This window comes from Enterococcus sp. DIV2379, assembly GCF_050542965.1.
Lineage (GTDB): Bacteria > Bacillota > Bacilli > Lactobacillales > Enterococcaceae > Enterococcus_D > Enterococcus_D entomosocium.
This window is the reverse complement of record NZ_CP172938.1, coordinates 2,222,149-2,240,219: the sequence shown is the minus strand read 5'-3', so window position 1 is coordinate 2,240,219 and position 18,071 is coordinate 2,222,149. Positions and strand designations below refer to the sequence as shown.

At 44.9% G+C, this 18,071-nt stretch carries 15 protein-coding genes; 10 read left to right on the top strand and 5 right to left on the bottom strand.

All coding sequences use genetic code 11. From position 1 onward, the window contains the following. The 10 genes from IGI92_RS10380 to IGI92_RS10335 all read left to right on the top strand — a co-directional run bounded on the left by IGI92_RS10380 (position 1) and on the right by IGI92_RS10335 (position 12,997). Entirely contained in the window at positions 1-1,575 is a 1,575-nt protein-coding gene (locus IGI92_RS10380; RefSeq protein WP_430606916.1) for a GspE/PulE family protein, read from the top strand. A 91-nt stretch (positions 1,576-1,666) separates the two neighbouring features. Next, complete coding sequence (locus IGI92_RS10375) at positions 1,667-2,977, top strand: type IV pilus twitching motility protein PilT (protein WP_430606913.1); 1,311 nt, start codon at positions 1,667-1,669, stop codon at positions 2,975-2,977. A gap of 3 nt (positions 2,978-2,980) precedes the next feature. Beyond that, the gene (locus tag IGI92_RS10370) at positions 2,981-4,180 is read left to right on the top strand and encodes a type II secretion system F family protein (protein ID WP_430606911.1); all 1,200 of its coding nucleotides are present in this window, start codon (positions 2,981-2,983) and stop codon (positions 4,178-4,180) included. Between the two features lie 78 nt (positions 4,181-4,258). Beyond that, positions 4,259-4,750, top strand: coding sequence for a pilus assembly FimT family protein (locus tag IGI92_RS10365; RefSeq protein ID WP_430606909.1), 492 nt, complete (start codon positions 4,259-4,261; stop codon positions 4,748-4,750). Between the two features lie 67 nt (positions 4,751-4,817). Further along, positions 4,818-5,570: a prepilin peptidase gene (locus IGI92_RS10360; protein WP_005235117.1), complete on the top strand. Its 753-nt coding sequence runs from the start codon at positions 4,818-4,820 to the stop codon at positions 5,568-5,570. 108 nt (positions 5,571-5,678) lie between these two features. Further along, positions 5,679-6,725: a type IV pilus biogenesis protein PilM gene (gene pilM / locus IGI92_RS10355; RefSeq protein ID WP_430606906.1), complete on the top strand. Its 1,047-nt coding sequence runs from the start codon at positions 5,679-5,681 to the stop codon at positions 6,723-6,725. Positions 6,726-6,727: 2 nt separating this feature from the next. Then, entirely contained in the window at positions 6,728-7,351 is a 624-nt protein-coding gene (locus tag IGI92_RS10350; protein WP_430606904.1) for a hypothetical protein, read from the top strand. Next, positions 7,344-7,970: a hypothetical protein gene (locus tag IGI92_RS10345; RefSeq protein ID WP_142967754.1), complete on the top strand. Its 627-nt coding sequence runs from the start codon at positions 7,344-7,346 to the stop codon at positions 7,968-7,970. Before IGI92_RS10350 ends, IGI92_RS10345 begins: the two co-directional genes overlap by 8 nt. A gap of 21 nt (positions 7,971-7,991) precedes the next feature. Beyond that, positions 7,992-12,035: a pectate lyase-like adhesive domain-containing protein gene (locus tag IGI92_RS10340; protein ID WP_430606902.1), complete on the top strand. Its 4,044-nt coding sequence runs from the start codon at positions 7,992-7,994 to the stop codon at positions 12,033-12,035. 248 nt (positions 12,036-12,283) lie between these two features. After that, positions 12,284-12,997, top strand: a complete 714-nt coding sequence (locus IGI92_RS10335; RefSeq protein WP_008378674.1) for a demethylmenaquinone methyltransferase — start codon at positions 12,284-12,286, stop codon at positions 12,995-12,997. 97 nt (positions 12,998-13,094) lie between these two features. Here the strand turns inward: IGI92_RS10335 and IGI92_RS10330 are convergent, their stop codons facing one another. From IGI92_RS10330 to IGI92_RS10310, 5 genes are all read right to left on the bottom strand, one after another. After that, positions 13,095-14,900, bottom strand: a complete 1,806-nt coding sequence (locus IGI92_RS10330) for an ABC transporter permease (RefSeq protein ID WP_430606900.1) — start codon at positions 14,898-14,900, stop codon at positions 13,095-13,097. A 13-nt stretch (positions 14,901-14,913) separates the two neighbouring features. Continuing rightward, a complete protein-coding gene (locus IGI92_RS10325; RefSeq protein ID WP_005235131.1) occupies positions 14,914-15,666 on the bottom strand; it encodes an ABC transporter ATP-binding protein in 753 nt (250 codons plus the stop codon). Between the two features lie 7 nt (positions 15,667-15,673). After that, entirely contained in the window at positions 15,674-16,036 is a 363-nt protein-coding gene (locus tag IGI92_RS10320; RefSeq protein WP_005235132.1) for a YxeA family protein, read from the bottom strand. A 168-nt stretch (positions 16,037-16,204) separates the two neighbouring features. After that, positions 16,205-16,555, bottom strand: coding sequence for a hypothetical protein (locus tag IGI92_RS10315; protein WP_008378669.1), 351 nt, complete (start codon positions 16,553-16,555; stop codon positions 16,205-16,207). Continuing rightward, positions 16,552-17,853, bottom strand: coding sequence for a DUF1576 domain-containing protein (locus tag IGI92_RS10310; protein ID WP_218192944.1), 1,302 nt, complete (start codon positions 17,851-17,853; stop codon positions 16,552-16,554). The genes IGI92_RS10315 and IGI92_RS10310 overlap by 4 nt, the downstream gene beginning before the upstream one ends. Positions 17,854-18,071: the final 218 nt, after the last annotated feature.

The window sequence follows — 18,071 nt, the reverse complement described above, 5'->3', positions numbered from 1 at the left end:
TTGCCGCAATCAAGTGAAAGAACGCCACGTAGAAAACCTAGAAGGCCTCTCAAAAAGTCAGAGAACACCACAAGTTCAACCACTGCTGAGAAAACACAAACAGGCAACCTGTTTGACTTAGAGATCAGCTCAGAGGTTTTGTTCTTGATCCCCCGCTCGTTTGCCAAACAGCACAGCGTCTTTCCATTAGAAAAAAAAGGCAACCGCTTGACCGTTGCGATGGCAAACCCTGGGGATTATGCGGCGATCAATGAGATGCGTTTGATCACTGGGTTATTGATTCGTCCGCAAAAAGCCCACAATGCCGATATCCAACAACTGATCGTTCGCGATTACCCTTCTGAGATCAGTTTGGATGGCTTGAGCGACTCTCTCGTTGAAACCATCGACCCAGAAGGCGACTCAAAATTAGATGATTCGCCGATTGTCAAATTGGTCAATACCCTGCTGCAAGATGCGGTGGATCGGGGCGCCAGTGATATCCATTTCGATCCCCAAGAAAAAGGATTAGTCGTCCGCTTACGGGTCGATGGGGAGCTTCGTACCCATGAAAACTTGCCTAAGAGTATTCAGACTGGTGTTACTTCACGACTGAAAATCATTTCCTCCTTGGATATCACCGAAACACGTGTGCCACAAGATGGTCGGGCAATGATTCGTAACGGGGGCAACGTGGTTGATTTGCGGGTCTCGGTTTTGCCTGTCATTCATGGGGAGAAAGTCGTGATTCGGGTGTTGGATCGCTCCAGTGGCATTCGGCGCCTAGATGAGTTTCGCTTTGAACCGAAGGTATTGGCGACCTTTAAAGCGATTTTGCATAAACCCCATGGAATCATTCTTGTCACAGGACCGACAGGATCAGGGAAATCATCTTCCTTGTATGCGGCGCTGCAAGAGTTGAACACGCCGGAGATCAATATTATCACCGTCGAAGACCCAGTAGAGTTTCAGCTGCAAGGTATCAACCAAGTGGCAGTCAACAGCAATGTCGGTTTGACCTTTTCCGCTGGGTTACGGTCGATCTTGCGACAAGACCCCAATGTCGTGATGGTGGGAGAGATTCGAGATGGCGAAACGGCGGAGATTGCGATTCGGGCTTCCATGACCGGGCACTTGGTATTATCCACCCTGCATACCAATGATTCCGTCAGCACCATCAATCGCTTAGTCGACATGGGGGTAGAACCGTTTCTGGTCGCTAATGCGTTAGAAGGCATCTTAGCTCAACGGCTCGTCCGAACCCTTTGTTCTTCTTGTAAGACAGTAGGACCAGCCAGCGACAAGGACAAGCAGTTATTTGAATCCTATGGCATCACGGTTACGGAACTGGCACAGCCTGTGGGCTGTCCAAAGTGTGGCAATACGGGATTCAAAGGGCGAATGGCCGTCCAAGAGCTGTTGACGATCGATGCCAAGCTGCGTCGTATGATCACGAACAAAGCGACTAACGACCAGCTGATGGATTATGTTCAGGAACGAAAGATGCGCTTTTTGTTGGATGATGGGTTAGACAAAGTGCAACAAGGCTTTTCCACCATCGAAGAAGTCTTGAAGGTGGTCGCTGCAGAAGAGTGAGGCACGGATTGATTTATCGGTGATCCAGAGATCACCGGAGAACTACATACATTGTTTTAGAAGAAAATGCACATAGAAAGGGGCTGGTTTAATGGATCAAACGAGAGTGGCAACACAAGAGCGAGCAACCAAAAGGACGACGAGAGAAAAAACAGCTCCGACCCGTACCCGCATTCGGGAAAATCGTGAACTGAGAGAAAAAAAACGTGCCCACAGTCGCCAGAGCGATCAAGACCGATCTGTCTCGACGCGGGAGATCATTCAAAAAGCAGAACGGCAAGCAGTGACAAAAACGACGACTGCCAACAGTACACAGGGCGTCAATCGCAACGAAGCGGCGCAATTTGCTGCCATGTCACCTAAAGAGCGGATCAATCATTGGTTGATGATCGCCGTCGAACAAAAAGCATCGGATATCCATTTAGTCGAAGGCGTCCCACCGATTTTTCGTCGCCACGGCGACTTGCTACCGATCGAAGGGGTGCCGACCATCGACACCAAGGACATCGAAGCCATTGCCGAAATCCTTTGCAACCAACGGCAATGGGAGGAATTCAAGGAAAAAGGCGAAACCGATTTGGCCTACGAATTAGGCGACATCTGCCGCTTTCGGGTCAATATTTTCCGTCAAAAAGATACCGTTTCGATCGCCTTGCGGCAGATCCCCATCGAGATCCCGAAGTTAAGCAAACTCGGTATGCCGACCGTCTTGCGGACTCTGATCCATAAAAGCCAAGGCTTGTTCTTAGTTACAGGGCCGACCGGCTCAGGGAAATCAACGACACTGGCTGCGATGCTGGACTATTTGAATGACACCAAAAAGACGCATATTTTGACGTTGGAAGACCCGATCGAGTACATCCATAACCACAAAAAAAGCATCGTTGCCCAGCGGGAAGTCGGCAGCGACACCATGTCCTTTGGCAATGGCTTACGAGCTGCCCTACGGCAAGATCCAGATGTCATTTTAGTAGGGGAGCTGCGGGATTTTGAAACGATCTCGATTGCCTTGACGGCAGTGGAAACGGGACACTTGGTATTAGGAACCTTGCATACGTCAAGTGCCCCAGCGACTATTGAACGGATCGTCGATGTCTTTCCTGCCGATCAGCAGACTCAGATTCGTACACAGCTTGCTGGCGCTTTACTAGGGATCTTGTCCCAGCGCTTGCTGCCAACGATCGATGGCAATGGACGGGTAGCAGCAACCGAGATGATGCTCAATACCAGAGGGATCGCCAGCTTGATCCGTCAAGGGAAAACCCACCAGATCCATAATATGCTGCAGATGGGGAAAAACGAAGGCATGCATACCATGAGCGCTTCTTTAGAAGAACTGGTTGCTGCGGAACGGGTCGATGCCGATGTGGCAGATAACTTAATGGAGGAAGGGGGCGAATAGCGGATGGCACTCTTTGCCTATCAAGGCACCAATGTCCGAGGCGAAACGTTTTCTGGCAGCTTACGTGCCAGTTCCTCCGTTGAAGCCCGCCAAAAGCACATCAAAGTCAACAGTTTGATTGAACAGCCAGAAACCTTGGCGAACAAAGAGATTCAATTGTTCAACAAAGTATCTCTAAAATTATTAGTTGCATACTTACGCCAGTTTTCGACATTGATCGCTTCGGGGATTACGATTGTTGATGCTTCACGAATGCTGGAAGAGCAGCAAAAAAAACCGAATTTCAAGAGGATTCTGGGTGAAGTTCGGGATGATATTGACGGCGGCCGACCGCTTTCAGAAGCCTATAAAGCCCACCCAAATGCTTTTCCAGTTCTGTTGACAAGCGTTATCGCCGTTTCGGAAATGTCAGGATCTTTGGAAAAAAACTTAACGGATATGGCGGATTACTATGAGAAAAGTGCTGAAAATCGGAGTGGTCTTGTAACAGCGATGGTTTACCCAATCATTTTGATCTTGATGACGTTTGTTGTAGGTATCATTTTACTAGTTATGATCGTCCCGATGTTTGTCGAAGTATTTGAAAGTTTTGATACAGACTTACCAAGAATTACTGTGATTACCATGGCTATCAGTGACTTTCTTCAAACTAGAGGATGGGTTTTAGCAGTCTTTATTGTAGGCATTATGATCGGCTTTTGGCTCATCCGTCGAAATGAAAAAATCGATTTTGCCGTTCATCGTTTCATTTTAAAAATACCATTATTCGGTGAATTAGCGATTAAAAATAATTATTCACTGTTTATGACAACTTTGTCGACTTTACTTGGTAGTTCGGTTGGTATGGTCACAGCGTTGAATATGAGTCGGGATGTCGTGTCCAATAAATCAATCAAGCGAATCATTGATAATTGTGCCTTTCAAATAGAAGAAGGGGGCAAAATGAGTGATGTTTTTCGTGGAAACATTAACGTTCCTTTATTAGTCACTCAGATGGTAGAAATCGGGGAAAGTACTGGTTCCCTTGAAGATATGCTGAAAAGACTAAGTATTATCTTTCAAAAAGAAGTGGACGAATCCAGTAAACGAATCAAAACAGTCCTTGAACCGACAGTGATATTAGTTATTTGTGTCATTGTTGGATTGATCGTCGCGGCGATCATGGTGCCGATGTTTGATCTTTTTGGTGCTATTCAAGGATAACAATTTGGATATTAACAGAGTTCCTAGACATTCTGTTTGATATATATTTTTAGAAAAAGTAGGAGGAGTAAATAAAGTATGCTTAGTGCAATTTTAGTAGAAGACAAAACAGAAAATCGTTTTAACAAATTAATGAAAGATGAGACAGGTTTGTCGCTGGTTGAGTTACTTGCTGTTGTTGTGATCATTGCGATTCTATCAGGGATCGGGGTAATTGCAATCGGAAATATTATTCAGAACGCCCGTGAAGATGCAGCGATTTCAGATGTTCAGACTGCTTATTCGGCGGCGGTATTGCACCAGTCAACATCTGATGGTCTTGCTAGTGGAGGAAATAATAATACCTTCACACTTGCTGATGTAAATATTGCTGGTTTATATAATGGTGGCGGGTTCGATGACTTGGATGATGTTTCCTTCACTATTACACCAGAAGGAACTTTGACAATGAGTTTTCCAGCTGGGGCGTTATCTGCTGGGACAAAACCTTCTCTTCCGCAGACAGGGTTAAACCAAGACGCGGTGAGCAGTTTAACACGTGCTCAGTTATTCGGTTCCGCAACACCATAAAACATTTAACATAACCATGAACCAAATTACTTAAGCACTACCACCCCCAGGAAAAAAGGAGTTTTTTATGAACGAAATTTTGCAACAGATCCCAATGGGCCTAATCATTGGATATCTTTTCATCATAGGAATGTGTCTAGGTTCTTTTTTCCTAGTGGTTGGTTGGCGGGTTCCCAAAAAGGAATCCCTGCTGACTCGCTCGCACTGTGATGACTGCCAACAGACATTAGGTGCAAGGGACCTCATTCCAGTTTTATCATACCTTATTTTAAAAGGCAAGTGCCGCAAGTGTCAAAAAAAGATCCCGCTGATTGCTTTTCTTTATGAAGTGTTGATCGGCATGCTATTTACGGGTACGACCTTGCTGTTTTGGGGCACTGCTGAAGTGATCGCCGCTTGGTGTTTATTAGCCTTATTAGCCATTATTTCTGCCAGCGACATCTTCTATCAGCTGATTCCCAATAAAGTGTTAGTCCCTTTTTTCGCCGGAGGGATCGGTTTACGGTTGATCCAACCGCAAAATGAATTTTGGTGGTATTGGCTCGTTGGCTTTTTTGCTGGCTTCTTGCCATTGTATCTCTTAGCGGAGCTCAGTAAAAAAGGCATGGGTGGCGGCGATATCAAATTATTTGCCGTCTTAGGCGTGTATATCGGCCCAGTACAAGTCTTGACGGTTTTATTTGTCGCTTCTTGCTTGGCAGTGATCTTTTACGTGATCCAAATGCTACGGGGCAAAGTCAAAAGCCGCTACATTGCTTTTGGTCCCTTTATCGCCATTGCTACCGGCATGGTTTATCTTGGCAGCGGCTGGTTCCTTTGAATTGGGTTGCTGACCTTGGCGTTTGCTTGATTTGCTAAGCAAGCGTTGTACATAGAAATAACGTTGGTTCCTTCATATAAAACCAACAAGAAGAAAGCAGGTCCTCGTATGTTTGGCAAAAAAACAATTCCCCGCTTAGTAGGGATCGACATCCAAAAAAACTGCATCCGTTACTGTACCAAAAAAGGTGACCGTCTCAAATACGGCGAGCTGGTTGTGAATGGTACGATTTTTAAAGATGATAAGCTGCGCAATCCTGATAGTCTTGAAGCCGCCTTCAATGAGATTGCCAAACGCTTGGGATTACGCACGATGAGTGTGGTGATCACGGCACTAAATTCTCGTCTGCTGATCAAACAGATCCCAATCGGTAAGATGAACTCGGAAAAAGAGATTCGCGAGTACTTGTATTTTGAATTGGGGGAGTCCATCTCTTTGCCTTTTGAAAACCCGATTTTTGATCTACTGATCCTAGGTAAAGGCAACAAGGAAAAAGCACCAAAAGCACAAAAGAAAAAAGCCAGCAAGAAGGAAGAGAAAGCAGAACCGCAAGCTGTGGTCATCCAGCGGAATCGGTTTACCATCAATGGCAATGTGCCAGTCGTGGTCACATCAGAGCCGATTTTGATTCAACTCGGCGACACATTGAAAAAAGGCGGCCATCAGTTGATGGGCGTCGATTGCAGTTTTCTGGCGTATAGTCGTATGTTTCAGCGACAGATCAACTGGAGTGAAAATTTCGTGCTGGTCGAGTTAGATGCTGGCATCGCCAATATCACCTTTTTTGAAGAATTGGTGCCGACTTACCTGCAGTATGAAGATTATAATCAAGCCAACTGGAAATATATTGAAAAAGCTCAATCTGTGCAAGTGAACTTTAGGGAAAGTGCGGAGATCCAAGCTCTGGAAGGGTTAGCAGAAACCTTGAATTCGGTGATTGCTTACTATTATCAGGAAATCTCGCCTGATTGTGAATTGAAAAAAATCTACTTAGTCGGCGGTCATCCAATGCTGCGCAAAGAAGTCCAAGAAATTTTTCACGACGTATCTTCCTTGCCAGTCAAAACGATTTCTGCAAAAGTAAGTGAAACCAGCAAGAAAAAAATTCCCGACCGCTATGTCTTGGCTGCGGGATTAGCGACGAAAGAGGTGTAACCATGAACATCAATCTATTGCCTAATAAATTTATTCGTAATCGGGCGTTTGAAGTCATTCTTTCGGTTTCACTTCTCTTTTCGTTAGTTGTCGTTGGGGTTTGTGGGTTAGGCTTTTGGTATTATCAACGTTTGGTGACCAATAATCAAAGCAATATCATGTCTAGTCAAGCAGAGCGTATCGTCTTTCAGCGCCAGTTAGAAGAGATGTTGGCGTCAAAATCTCAAGACCTACAAGAATTCATTGCCCTGCAAAAGCAAGAGAAATATTTCACAGCGCCTATTATGGAAACCTTTGAGGAAGTGGCATCAGGAATCGATGTGACCATCAATTCGTATAATTTGCTGCTAAATAGCGATGGGGGAACGTCCGAAACAGCCCAAGACGGCACGCCATTGTTTCCTTCGGTGAACTTGGCGGTCCAAGGGGATGTTTATGAAAGTCTGATTCGCCTTAAATCAGCTTTTGAAGCAATCGATTGGGTACATTATGTGACCTATCAATCCTTCTCTCATAGTTCAACGCCGCAAGATGGGCGCATCACTGTCTACCTCTCACGAATCGATGCACCACAAGTAATCAGTGAAGACAGTGAAGAAGAAAGCGAGGTGGAAGCGGATGACTAGAGTCTTTTTCTCCAAAAAACACATCATCATCTCCGCGGTGATTGCATTAGTTCTCGCTACCTCCGTACTCATATTTTGGCTATTTTTGCTGAACCCCAAACGTGCCGAAGGGATCGAATTGGCTCAGGAATTAGCTGGGATCGAAGCTGAGATCCGCGACATTCAAGAACAGTTGGTCTACCTGCAAGGGGAACCAGACCTTCTTTCCTCAGAGACGGTCAATGAGGTGCCGATCATTCCCAATGGCATGGCGATCGAGTCTTATTTTGCCGATCTCGCTGCCCTTGAAACGGAATTGCCGATCACGATTTTGCAATCGACCTTTAATGAGGAGATGCTTTACCCTACACCAGAACAAATGGCAGATCAGACTGGTGACAATCCTTTGGCTACGCAATTTCGGGTCACAAGGATCGGCTTTGACCTCCTGAGTGAGACGAATGAAGGAATCGTGCGTTTTATTGATCGGATGGAAAACCTGAATCGCTTTTTAAAAGTGGAATCAGTCGAATATCGGCAAGGAAGCAATACGTCAGGAGCAGATGCGTTTTCGGCAAGTGTCGTTATCAAGCTGTATTATCTATCGAGCTTTGAAACGGGACAAGAACTGTTGGAGTAATCAAAGGAAAGGGGTGCCTAGATGAAATCATTTACTGTTCTAGCGACTGTCTCGAAAATCAAACTGGCTGCCGCTGCATTAGGGGGCTTTATCGTTATTTCTGTCTTGTATGCGGTCTTTGCTATCCATGGTGGCAATTCTTATGAAGTGTCCGGTCACTTTGACCCAGAAACAGGACAATATGTAGTGACGATCGAATCGGAACAAGCCGCGGGCGAGACGCTTTTCTTGATGGCGAATCATGAAGCGCTGGTGTCATTAGAAATGTTTGAAATGCTTGAGCTTGAAGAAGCGACCTTGCATCCAGCTAAACAAGAGGGTGTTTATGGTGTGGCGATCGAAGTGGCGCCTACGGAAGAAATGTTGTCCTTGGCATTACCAGTCTCTATAGGAGAAGAAGACGCCATCGAATTTATTCTAAAGCGGGGAAACCGGACGCTGCAAAAAATCGCTCCGCCTTCTCTCGAGGAACGACAAACCTTGCGATTGGAAGCCGACAAGGCTGTAGAAGAAGCAGCCTTGCTTGACATTCAGCAGCAGGAAACCAATGAGTCAGCGGCAGTCGAACTGCTTTCAGAACGGGCGACACAGGGAGAGCGTGCCGAAGTTTCGGACTATCAAGCGCTGCGGGCTGCTTTTAGTGATTCATCGATCTCTGAAATCGTGTTTCTCGCTGACATTACCGCTGATTATACGAATGAGGCCAACAATCGTTTAACTGCGTTGAATCGGTCGGTGTCCATCGATGGGAATGGTTTTACCTTAACCACACCGAAGCGTTTCAACACGAACGGGACACCAAACTATAGCACGAATCCTACTGGACGTTTCTTTGAACTGACGACTACCCATGATCATCAGCCAGCGGTCTTTGAGTTGAAAAATATTACGATCGATTTTCAGGGGAACAATCTAGGATTAAACGCGTTGATCTATCAACAATCGTTGGCAGCTTCAGCTTTTTGGACGGTCAAAGTAGAAAATATCGAGGCAAAAAGTGGTGTTCTAGAGGGAAGTACGGGCAATGATTTCCTTTATTTGCAGCAAGGAAATCTCGAGATTCGCGGAACGTTCCATTGGGTGGCTCACAAGAATCCAACCGCCGGTACTAATAATGATAATGGTAGCTTTAATGTCAAAAGTGTCTTGATTACGGATGAGGCGGATGTCAAGATCTCAAATACTCGGCCAATTTTTCGACTTCATCCAAATAACAACAACATTTCAACCTCGTTTCGAGTCAATAAGGGTTCTAAAGTAGACCTCTACAGCGTTCAGCGGCAAGTAATTTGGGCGAATATGGAAAATCGCACAAATGAGGTGATTTTTGAAGTCGAGGGTGAAGGCACGGTTTTAAATGCCTCGTCACAAATGGACTTAGCGGGAGCTGACGGTGCAATCATTTCCTTGATTGGACAACGGGATGAGGGGAATAACAAGTTTTCTCGTACGATTATTTCTGGTGGGGCGGTCGTAAACTCGTATTCTAGAGCGCCCAGTCCCACGAATGGTGTACCGCAAGGAACCCCTTCTTTTGTCAATCAAATTTCAAAAGCGGGAGCGACCACCAAACTCGGTGGCAATGTGACGGTGACGGGAGAAGGGTCGCAGTTCAATCTGTTTGGCGATGGGCAAAATCATGACTATGCTTCTGTCATGCGGTTTCGCTTAGTAGGGGAACAGACCTTTGTGCTTGCCGACCAAGGGAGAATGAATATCGTCAAATACCATGGCAATGCGGCTGCAGTGCGGATGTACGGGCGGAACAACGAGTTCTATGTGGAGTCAGCTGGCCAATTGAACATCTTTAACCATGCCGGCACCAGGACTGCGGCAGATGACGGCATCTATATTGATGAAACAGGCTTTGCCGTATTCGATCAGTACAATGATGAAGAACGAGAATTTGATCCGTCAGCCGCTTCCACCATTACTGCCAGTAATGGTGCAGATAGAGCAGGTCGACAAGGGATTCAGTTTCCCCTTGATAGCAGTGGAACCTCGGTCTTTAATGCAAAAGATGAAAACAGTCGAATTCATATTTATGCTCACAGGGGACCAGCAGTTTGGGGACAAAGTGGTGGGTTCGAATTTCTAGCTGGCAAAGATGCTACCTTTCGAATGGAGGGGCATACAAGTGGAGCCAACAATGGTATTATCAGTTCCACCAATGTAAGTAATTTCACTATCGACGAACCACTGTTTTATGACTTCCGAAATAACCGTCCGAATGGCGGACAAGCATTCTCAAACACAAATCGCAACAGTACCTTTACGTCTAATCGTGTTGGACTAGCGGTTTGGGAAAAACGCAACGGAGTGAATCTAGATGGTGATCCGGACAATTTCTGGAATCCATTGAGCTATCAACTAGGCAATGTCAATTTTGCACAAATCGTTAGTCCGCAGCCGGGAGAGCCTTTTTCAAATGAATTCAACAGTACGACTTTTAGGGGCGGAAATGCCTACACGCGATTTTCTGCTAATAATTACCCGCCAATGATCCAGCACTTAGTGACCCCGACCAATGCCGACAAAACCTTTTATGCCAAAGCGGTCGTTCCGTATGAATACACGGGGGCGATTCGCGATGCCTGGGAAGATGAAGTCTGGGTGGAAGTTGCTTTGAAGGACGAAGCAGGCAACCAGCTTGAAACGCAATGGCTTTCCTCCCAATCAACTGTCGATGTTTTTGGGGAGGTGCATAATGGTGTGATCGCATGGACGCGGGACGACTTTTTCAAGACAGGTCAACGTTTTGAAGTGCTGCGTGCCCACCGAGGATTATACCCCACGATGGAGGATGTTGACGATTCGATTTTCATTCATGCAACAGAAGAGAGTATTGCCGCTTTGCCTGATGCGGTCGTCGTAGATGTACGACCACCGACTGGTCTGCAAGTGGCAGAGGATCAGGTCTTTAATGAACGGACGACAACAGTTTCGGGGATCATGGATTTTCATTCTCCGCAAGACGACCAGCCAAAAGAGCGCGTCGCCATTTATGCGAGTACCGCGCAAGGATTGATCCGTGATGCTTCAGGTGACCCATATGTCATTACACTTGATGCCGAACAAGGCAACTCCGTGCCCTGGCAGTATCAATTACCACGTCGCCTTAATCCTGAAGAGGATGTGTATATCGAATTTTACGCGAAAGATTTTGCAAATGATCGTTACGACGATTTCGTAGGAACGTTACCAGATACGACCACGACGGAACCCAATGGTCAGTTGGGGAGCACGAATCCGTCCGCCAGCGATTACGAGGACTATTTAGGGTATCGTGATGCCATTGGCGATGAACGGTTCCCACCAGCGCTCTCCTTTGAAGTCACCAGTATTCGACCTTCTGACCCATCGATTACGTTGCGAGTACCGCAAAGCTTTGATCGTGATGAAGAAGGCAATCCGATTATCACAGTGGGTAATCAATTGATCTTGCGGACGATCGTAGAAAGCAACGATGCGCGAAATTCTGGGAAAGACGATATTGAGAATGCTGTCGTGACGTTAGATATCTCGCCGAATTTATTGACGTTCTTAAATGTCGATGCGCTCGTGTACCAAGACAATATAGCCTCGGCTAGTCTTTCTGGCGATCGTATCACGATCCACTTAGAACGACCAATCGCACCGGGGGATCGCATGGAATGGAACTTGACTGCTCGAGTGGATGAACAGGCAGCTGCTGGTAATGTTCTGACCCCGGTAACGATCAACGGAAGAGTTTCGGGGAATCAACCAGAGACGGAAAACATCCTGATAGGGGAAGACAGTCTCACGCTTCAGACCGGTACACGCGCTGTCACTGGTGAGTTGATCAACCTTGCTGTTCATAACAATCAGCTGCAGATTTTTTACTCCAATCTTAGTACCTTTGACGTCTATATGGATGGCACCTTTTATCGAACATACAACGTGCAGCAAAGACCCGTCACGGATTCTGTCACCCTTGATATTCCTGTCCATGACATCCGTAATTTGATCTCTGTGCGCTACAAAGATGAAAATGGCGCAGACCGTGTTTCTTATTGGAACAATATCTGGGACTTCATCGATTAAACCTGAATAACCTGCTTTAAAAGCTAGAAGAACAGTCTTTCACTGCTGGATCCGCTTGTTGCTGACCGAATTGCCTCGGTCAACAATGCGGGGATCTATGTAGGAACGGCTGTTTTTTGGTGGGAAAATGACTGGAGGAAAAGGAGAAAGCAGAGTTTTTGTTCCGCAGGTTTTTTCGTGCTAGACTAAAAAGCAGAAGCACGTGAAGCAACAGCAAAACGAAGGGAACAAAGAAAGGACGTGCCGCAATGGCAACAACAGCCAAAGAAACCAAAGTACATGATGTATTTGAATCGATCGCTTCCCGTTATGATCGAATGAACGGTATTATCTCCTTTCAGCTGCACAAACGGTGGCGCAAGGATACCATGAAACGAATGGCAGTACCAATGGGTGCGGAGATATTAGATTTATGCTGCGGTACCGGGGATTGGGCGTTTGCTTTAAATGAAGCGGTCGGTCCGACGGGGCAAGTGACCGGCGTTGATTTTAGCGAAGAAATGTTAACGGTTGCCAAAGCAAAGGCACAGAAAAAGCAACAAACGCAGATCCAGTGGCAGACCGGCAATGCGATGGCATTAAGTTTTCCAGACGCGCACTTTGATTATGTGACGATCGGGTTCGGGTTGAGAAATGTCGCGGATCGCCAACAAGTCTTGGCGGAAATCCATCGGGTGCTGCGCCCAGGCGGGAAAATCGTTTGTCTCGAAACATCACAGCCCGCACTGATCGGCTGGCGGCAACTGTTTACTTTTTATTTTCACCATGTCATGCCGTTATTTGGCAAATTGTTCGCCAAAAGCTATCAAGAATATTCCTGGCTCCAGGAGTCTGCGCGGGATTTTCCTGACAAGGAGGCATTGAAACGGGAGTTTCAGGCAGCTGGCTTTGATGTGTTGCAAGTCAAAAGCTATGCAGGAGGTGCGGCCGCGATGCATATGGGCGTTAAACCTCAAAGCTAACGGCGTTTTTTTTCGATAGAAGAGCGACGAAATGAAAGAGACCATCAAGCGGATTGATGGTCTCTTTGCGTTGAGCAATTCAGAAAGTCTGTACGAGTTATTTTTTGTTTGGTCGTAAAACGATGTTGGTGTATAACCAGATGGTCACCACGTAATAAATGGCATAGAGAGCAATAAAGATGCCAAAGGGCAGCCATAGATCGTGGTACGGATCGATCATCAATGTTGTGAACATTTGTAATCCGAACAAGACATGGATCATCCCTAAGATACCAGGAACTAGGAAGAGCACACCAATCTCTTTGCGGATCGATCCTTTCAATAAGCTAGTCCGGGTTCCGATTTTTTTCAACATCGTATAGCGTTGAATGTCGCTGTTGGCCCCAGAAAGAATTTTAAACATCAAGCAGCTTGCTAACATCGTCAAGAAGGCGATCCCCAAGAAAAAGCCCATAAATTCAAAACCGGAGAAGAGACCATTATACGTGTCATAGACGAAGACCCGTTGCGAAAAATTCGTATCGGCAGTTTCAGTAGTATTGGTTTCTTGGTTTGTTTGCGCCAATTCATGTAATGCATCGTAACTTGCTTGAAAGTCTTTGACTTGCACCATTCGCAAGCTGGATTCAGGGGCATTGATTGTGTCAAAAGCGGCTTGATCGACAACTTGGATCTCTTTGCCTCGTTGTTCTGGCAAGAGGTAGCTACGCAATTGGTCCTGCGCGGTGATATCTTTGGCTAATTGGTCTCCCGACAGCTTGTTGTAGGTAACGTCGATACTCATCTGATTCGTACTGGTGCTGAGCAAGTTGTTCTTGTTGAATTGATCTTTATTGTAATAAAGGGTGTCGTCTGTTTCCTTCAGACTATATGTGACATCAAGAGTCGGCTTTAAGGCTGCAACTTTTTCGTCAGAAGCATTTTGGGCATTATTCAAATACAAGTCATAAGGGGCAACGGATTTTGCCATAATTGGGATCTCGTTTTTGAAGCCCAGACCAACAGTCAAAGCACCTAATGCTAGAGCAAAGAGCATGGCTACCATCGATAGCATCTGCGTATAATCACGAATCCGAAAGCTTAGCTGAGACAAGGTGAAATTGTTTAACCTTTTCAAAGCAATGGCATCGGTCCTCTTCAGCAAAGATAAAATCGTGATGATCACGGAACGAAAGACGAGGTAGGTCCCTAAAATAATAGTAACTAGGGCAACACCGATCCCCACCAATTGGAATTTCATCAAGTCGCTCATCATATAATAACCGACTGCTAAAGAACAAATCCCTAAGACAGTTTGCAAAAAGAGCATGAAAGGACGTTGCTTGACTTGCGCCGGTGTGCTGGTTTCTCGTAACAAGGCTAAAATTGATTTTTTGGCAATTGCCCGTGCATTAAAGATAGCAGCGATCAAAAAGAGAATCGAGAAGAATGCAAGTGTCACGACTAATGCTTGTAGATTAAAGGCCGCATAATGGCTGATCTGTAAATTTAATTGGTTCACTAGTAAGGTATTGACACCACTGGCTAATCCAATACCTAGTAATGAACCAACAGCAGTGGCGGCGATCCCGACCAAGAATGTTTCAATGAAAATCATTTGGGCGATCTTACGTCCTTTGGCTCCTAGCATCATAAACATGGCATAGTCTTTTTGCCGCATCGCCATTAAGAAAGAATTGGCGTATAAAATGTAGGCAAAGGTGATGATCCCCAATAAGACAGAACCAAAGCGAAAGATAAAGACCACCATACTGATGATCGAGTTGCTTTTTAAAAAGGCTTCATTGCTGGCCATTGATTCGAACATATAGAAGATGGCTGAGGCCATGACTAAACCAGAAAAGAGGACGATATAATCCTTCAACCGGCCTTTGATTCCGGTAAGTGATAATTTCCAAAGCATGTGTTCTTCCTCCTTATTGTTCCAAGTTTCCTAGAATGACAAGGATCTTGCGGTAAAATTCTTCCCGGCTTTGATCCTCACGTTTCACTTCTTGATGGATCTTCCCGTCCTTGATAAATAAAATACGTTGGCAATAGCTGGCAGAAAGGGGATCATGAGTGACTAATAAAATCGATACTTGGTCATTGGTATTCAAGTCGTCCATCATATTTAATAAGTCTTTGGCACTTTTTGAATCCAAGGCACCTGTCGGTTCATCTGCAAAAAGAATCGTTGGTTCCGTGATCAAGGCTCGAGCGGCTGCCACCCGTTGTTTTTGTCCACCTGAGATTGCTGCCGGATAGTTGTCGAGGATATGCGTGATAGACAAACGTTCTGCGACTCGTTTGATCCGTTGTTGGATGATCTTTGGTTTGACCCCTTGTAAAGAAAGGGGCACCGCAATGTTTTCAGAAGCTGTTAAGTTTTCTAGGAGATTGAAATCTTGGAAGATGAAGCCAATTTCACGGCTGCGAAAATCTGCCAAGGCATCGCCTTTTAGTTTGGTGATGTCGCTGTTGTTGATGCGGATCGTACCTTTGGTTGGATGATCCAAGGTTGAAAGAATGTTCAACAAGGTAGACTTACCGGAGCCTGAAGCTCCCATGATTCCGATAAATTCACCTTTTTCAATATCAAAGCTGATGCCTTTCAAGGCTTCGGTTTGTTTTTCGTTGGCTTTTCCGTAAACTTTAGTAAGTTCACTTGCTTGAATAATTTTTTCCATGATTAAGTTACGCTCCTTTTAATTGAGTTAGTGCTTTTGCGGGAATGTCTTTTTCTTTGACCTCTTCATAGCTGGTCACGCCTTTTTTCTCATTCCAAGTAAGTTTCAAATAGGCTTCTTTACGCAAAGGCCGCTCTTGGAAACCATTGAAATCAAGGGTTTTGCTTTTGCCATTTTCGTCATAAGCCGGTAGTTCATAGTGGTATTGAGTATAGACATTGCCACTGTCATCTTTAGAAGTCGTCTTTTCGCCATCTGTCGTGATTTGGACATAATAGCTGTCGCCTCCCATGATGACTGATTCAGCAATTTGCAATGCACCAAATCCCACAAGCACGACAACTGCTAGTCCAATCAAAAATTTTTTCATAAATAGGTCACCTCGTTTTTTATTATGATGAAAGTATAACGCTAGTTTTCTGAAAAGGAGTGTGAAAAATCTATCAATAAACTTTCAATTTTGTCACGAGGAACGAACAAAAAAACGTTTCTGAATTGTGTGATCCACAAATCAGAAACGTCGTTTGCTTGTTACTCTTCAGTCATATTTTTTGCGAAACAGTTCAACGACTAGTTGTCCCTCATCATACATAATGGCGGCTTCATCGATCATTAATCCCAATAAATAGTAATCTTTTTCTTCATGGATCGTTTGATGACCGCCCAACAGTTCAACGTAATAGTTTTCCAAGGTACTGTCTCTTGGTGTATTGAGCATGTTGATAAAATGTTCTAGATCAGAGGGCTGTTCAGGGAAAGGGCCCTGCACGACTGCTTTGAAACCTTCTGCTTCAAAGGCCATCTCGCTCGTTATCTTTTGACAGTCATGGGACAAAAAGTAGGTGACTACTTCATCGACGATTCGTCGTGCCCGTTCTTTTTCAATCATTTTTTTCGCCGCCTTCTGATTTGTTGGTATTCATCTAACAATGGTACCATTGCCGCCGCGACAAATCCACTGGAAAAACCGTTATTGTATAAGTTCAATCCTCCATGTAAATAAGTGATATTTGTGACCAGTGCTGCATGGACGATGCCTGCTAAGATACCAGCTACAGGACCATAATACCCACTGATCGGAGCTAAACTTGTTCCAAAGATCGCTGTTAGTAATAAGCTGAAGGTGGATACATCAGAAGTCAAACCGACTTTGGTGGCTAAAACCACCCCAATCATCACGGGCAAACTATTTTTCCAATGGTTTCCAAAGGCACTGAAACCAATCACGGTCAATACAGCCCCTAAAAGTGGACCGGAAAGCTCGCCTTGCAGCAGGAAAATAAAGACTAACATCAAGAGCCCCATCATTGCCATGTTCATCATGGTGATTCCTAGTGAAAAAATTGTGACATAATCGGTCATCAGTTTCCCAGAAGTTTTAAAAAGATCCGTTAAACCTTTTACCGATCGTTTATTTAAAAAATAACCAATAAAAAACAAGAAAAAACAAAGGATCAGCAAGAAAGCCGTCAGATAATAGTGATAGTCAGTCGTCAATTGCTTGTTCGAATAGACTTCCATGTCAAATAATCGTAAAAAGCTAGTGAAAAACATAGTGATAATACCGGTGGCAAAGCCAATATTGTACAAAGAAAATCCTTGATGGAATTGTAAAAATTGTGCTGCCAGTGGGGGGAGTGTTAAGCCAATCAAAATGCCGATTCCATAACCTAACGCGATTCCTAGGGGCAAAGGTAAGCCTAAGCCAAATGCTAAGTAACTAATGACGGGTGAGGCAGCACTGCCAAATAAAGCGACAAGTGAGTACTGGGTTGAGGGCCTTTGCTGTATGTAAGAGTATAGATAGACACCCAAGGGAATGGGGATTGAGTTAAAGATGTTTTTTCCAAAAAAAGAAAAGCCGGATATGGTAAAGAAAGCGGCGATCATCGGACCACTAATAATGGTTCCTTGCTTTTTAGCAAGCAGGATACTAATCAAAGTCAATAAGCCGCTATTCAAAAAGGCGCTTCCGAGATTGCCGATTGCAAAATAATCAGAAATCAAATTGCTAGGGGCATTCAAAATAGCCAGCGATCCTTGCCACAATGCCTGAGGCGGCGAGGTGAACAAGCCGAGTAGAATCAACACACAGCTGTAAGCCAGAAGCAACCGCTGAGTTAAGAGCTGTGAGATCGGTGCAAAAGGTTTCGATTTCGTTTGTAAGAAAATTCGTTTGTCTGACATAGTTTCACTGAACGCTCCTTTTTTTCATAGTATCACATCTTTTCTCGTCTAAGAAGGTTTTTTTGACAGTTTCCACAAGGCGTTTTTCGAAAAATATGAGAGAAAAGGAACGTCATAAAAGAAAAACTTAAGGATATTTGAAAAAAAGCAATAGCGATTTATCAATGATTTTCGTCTTATTTTCAATAATTTCATAGATTGATGAAATTATTGACGGA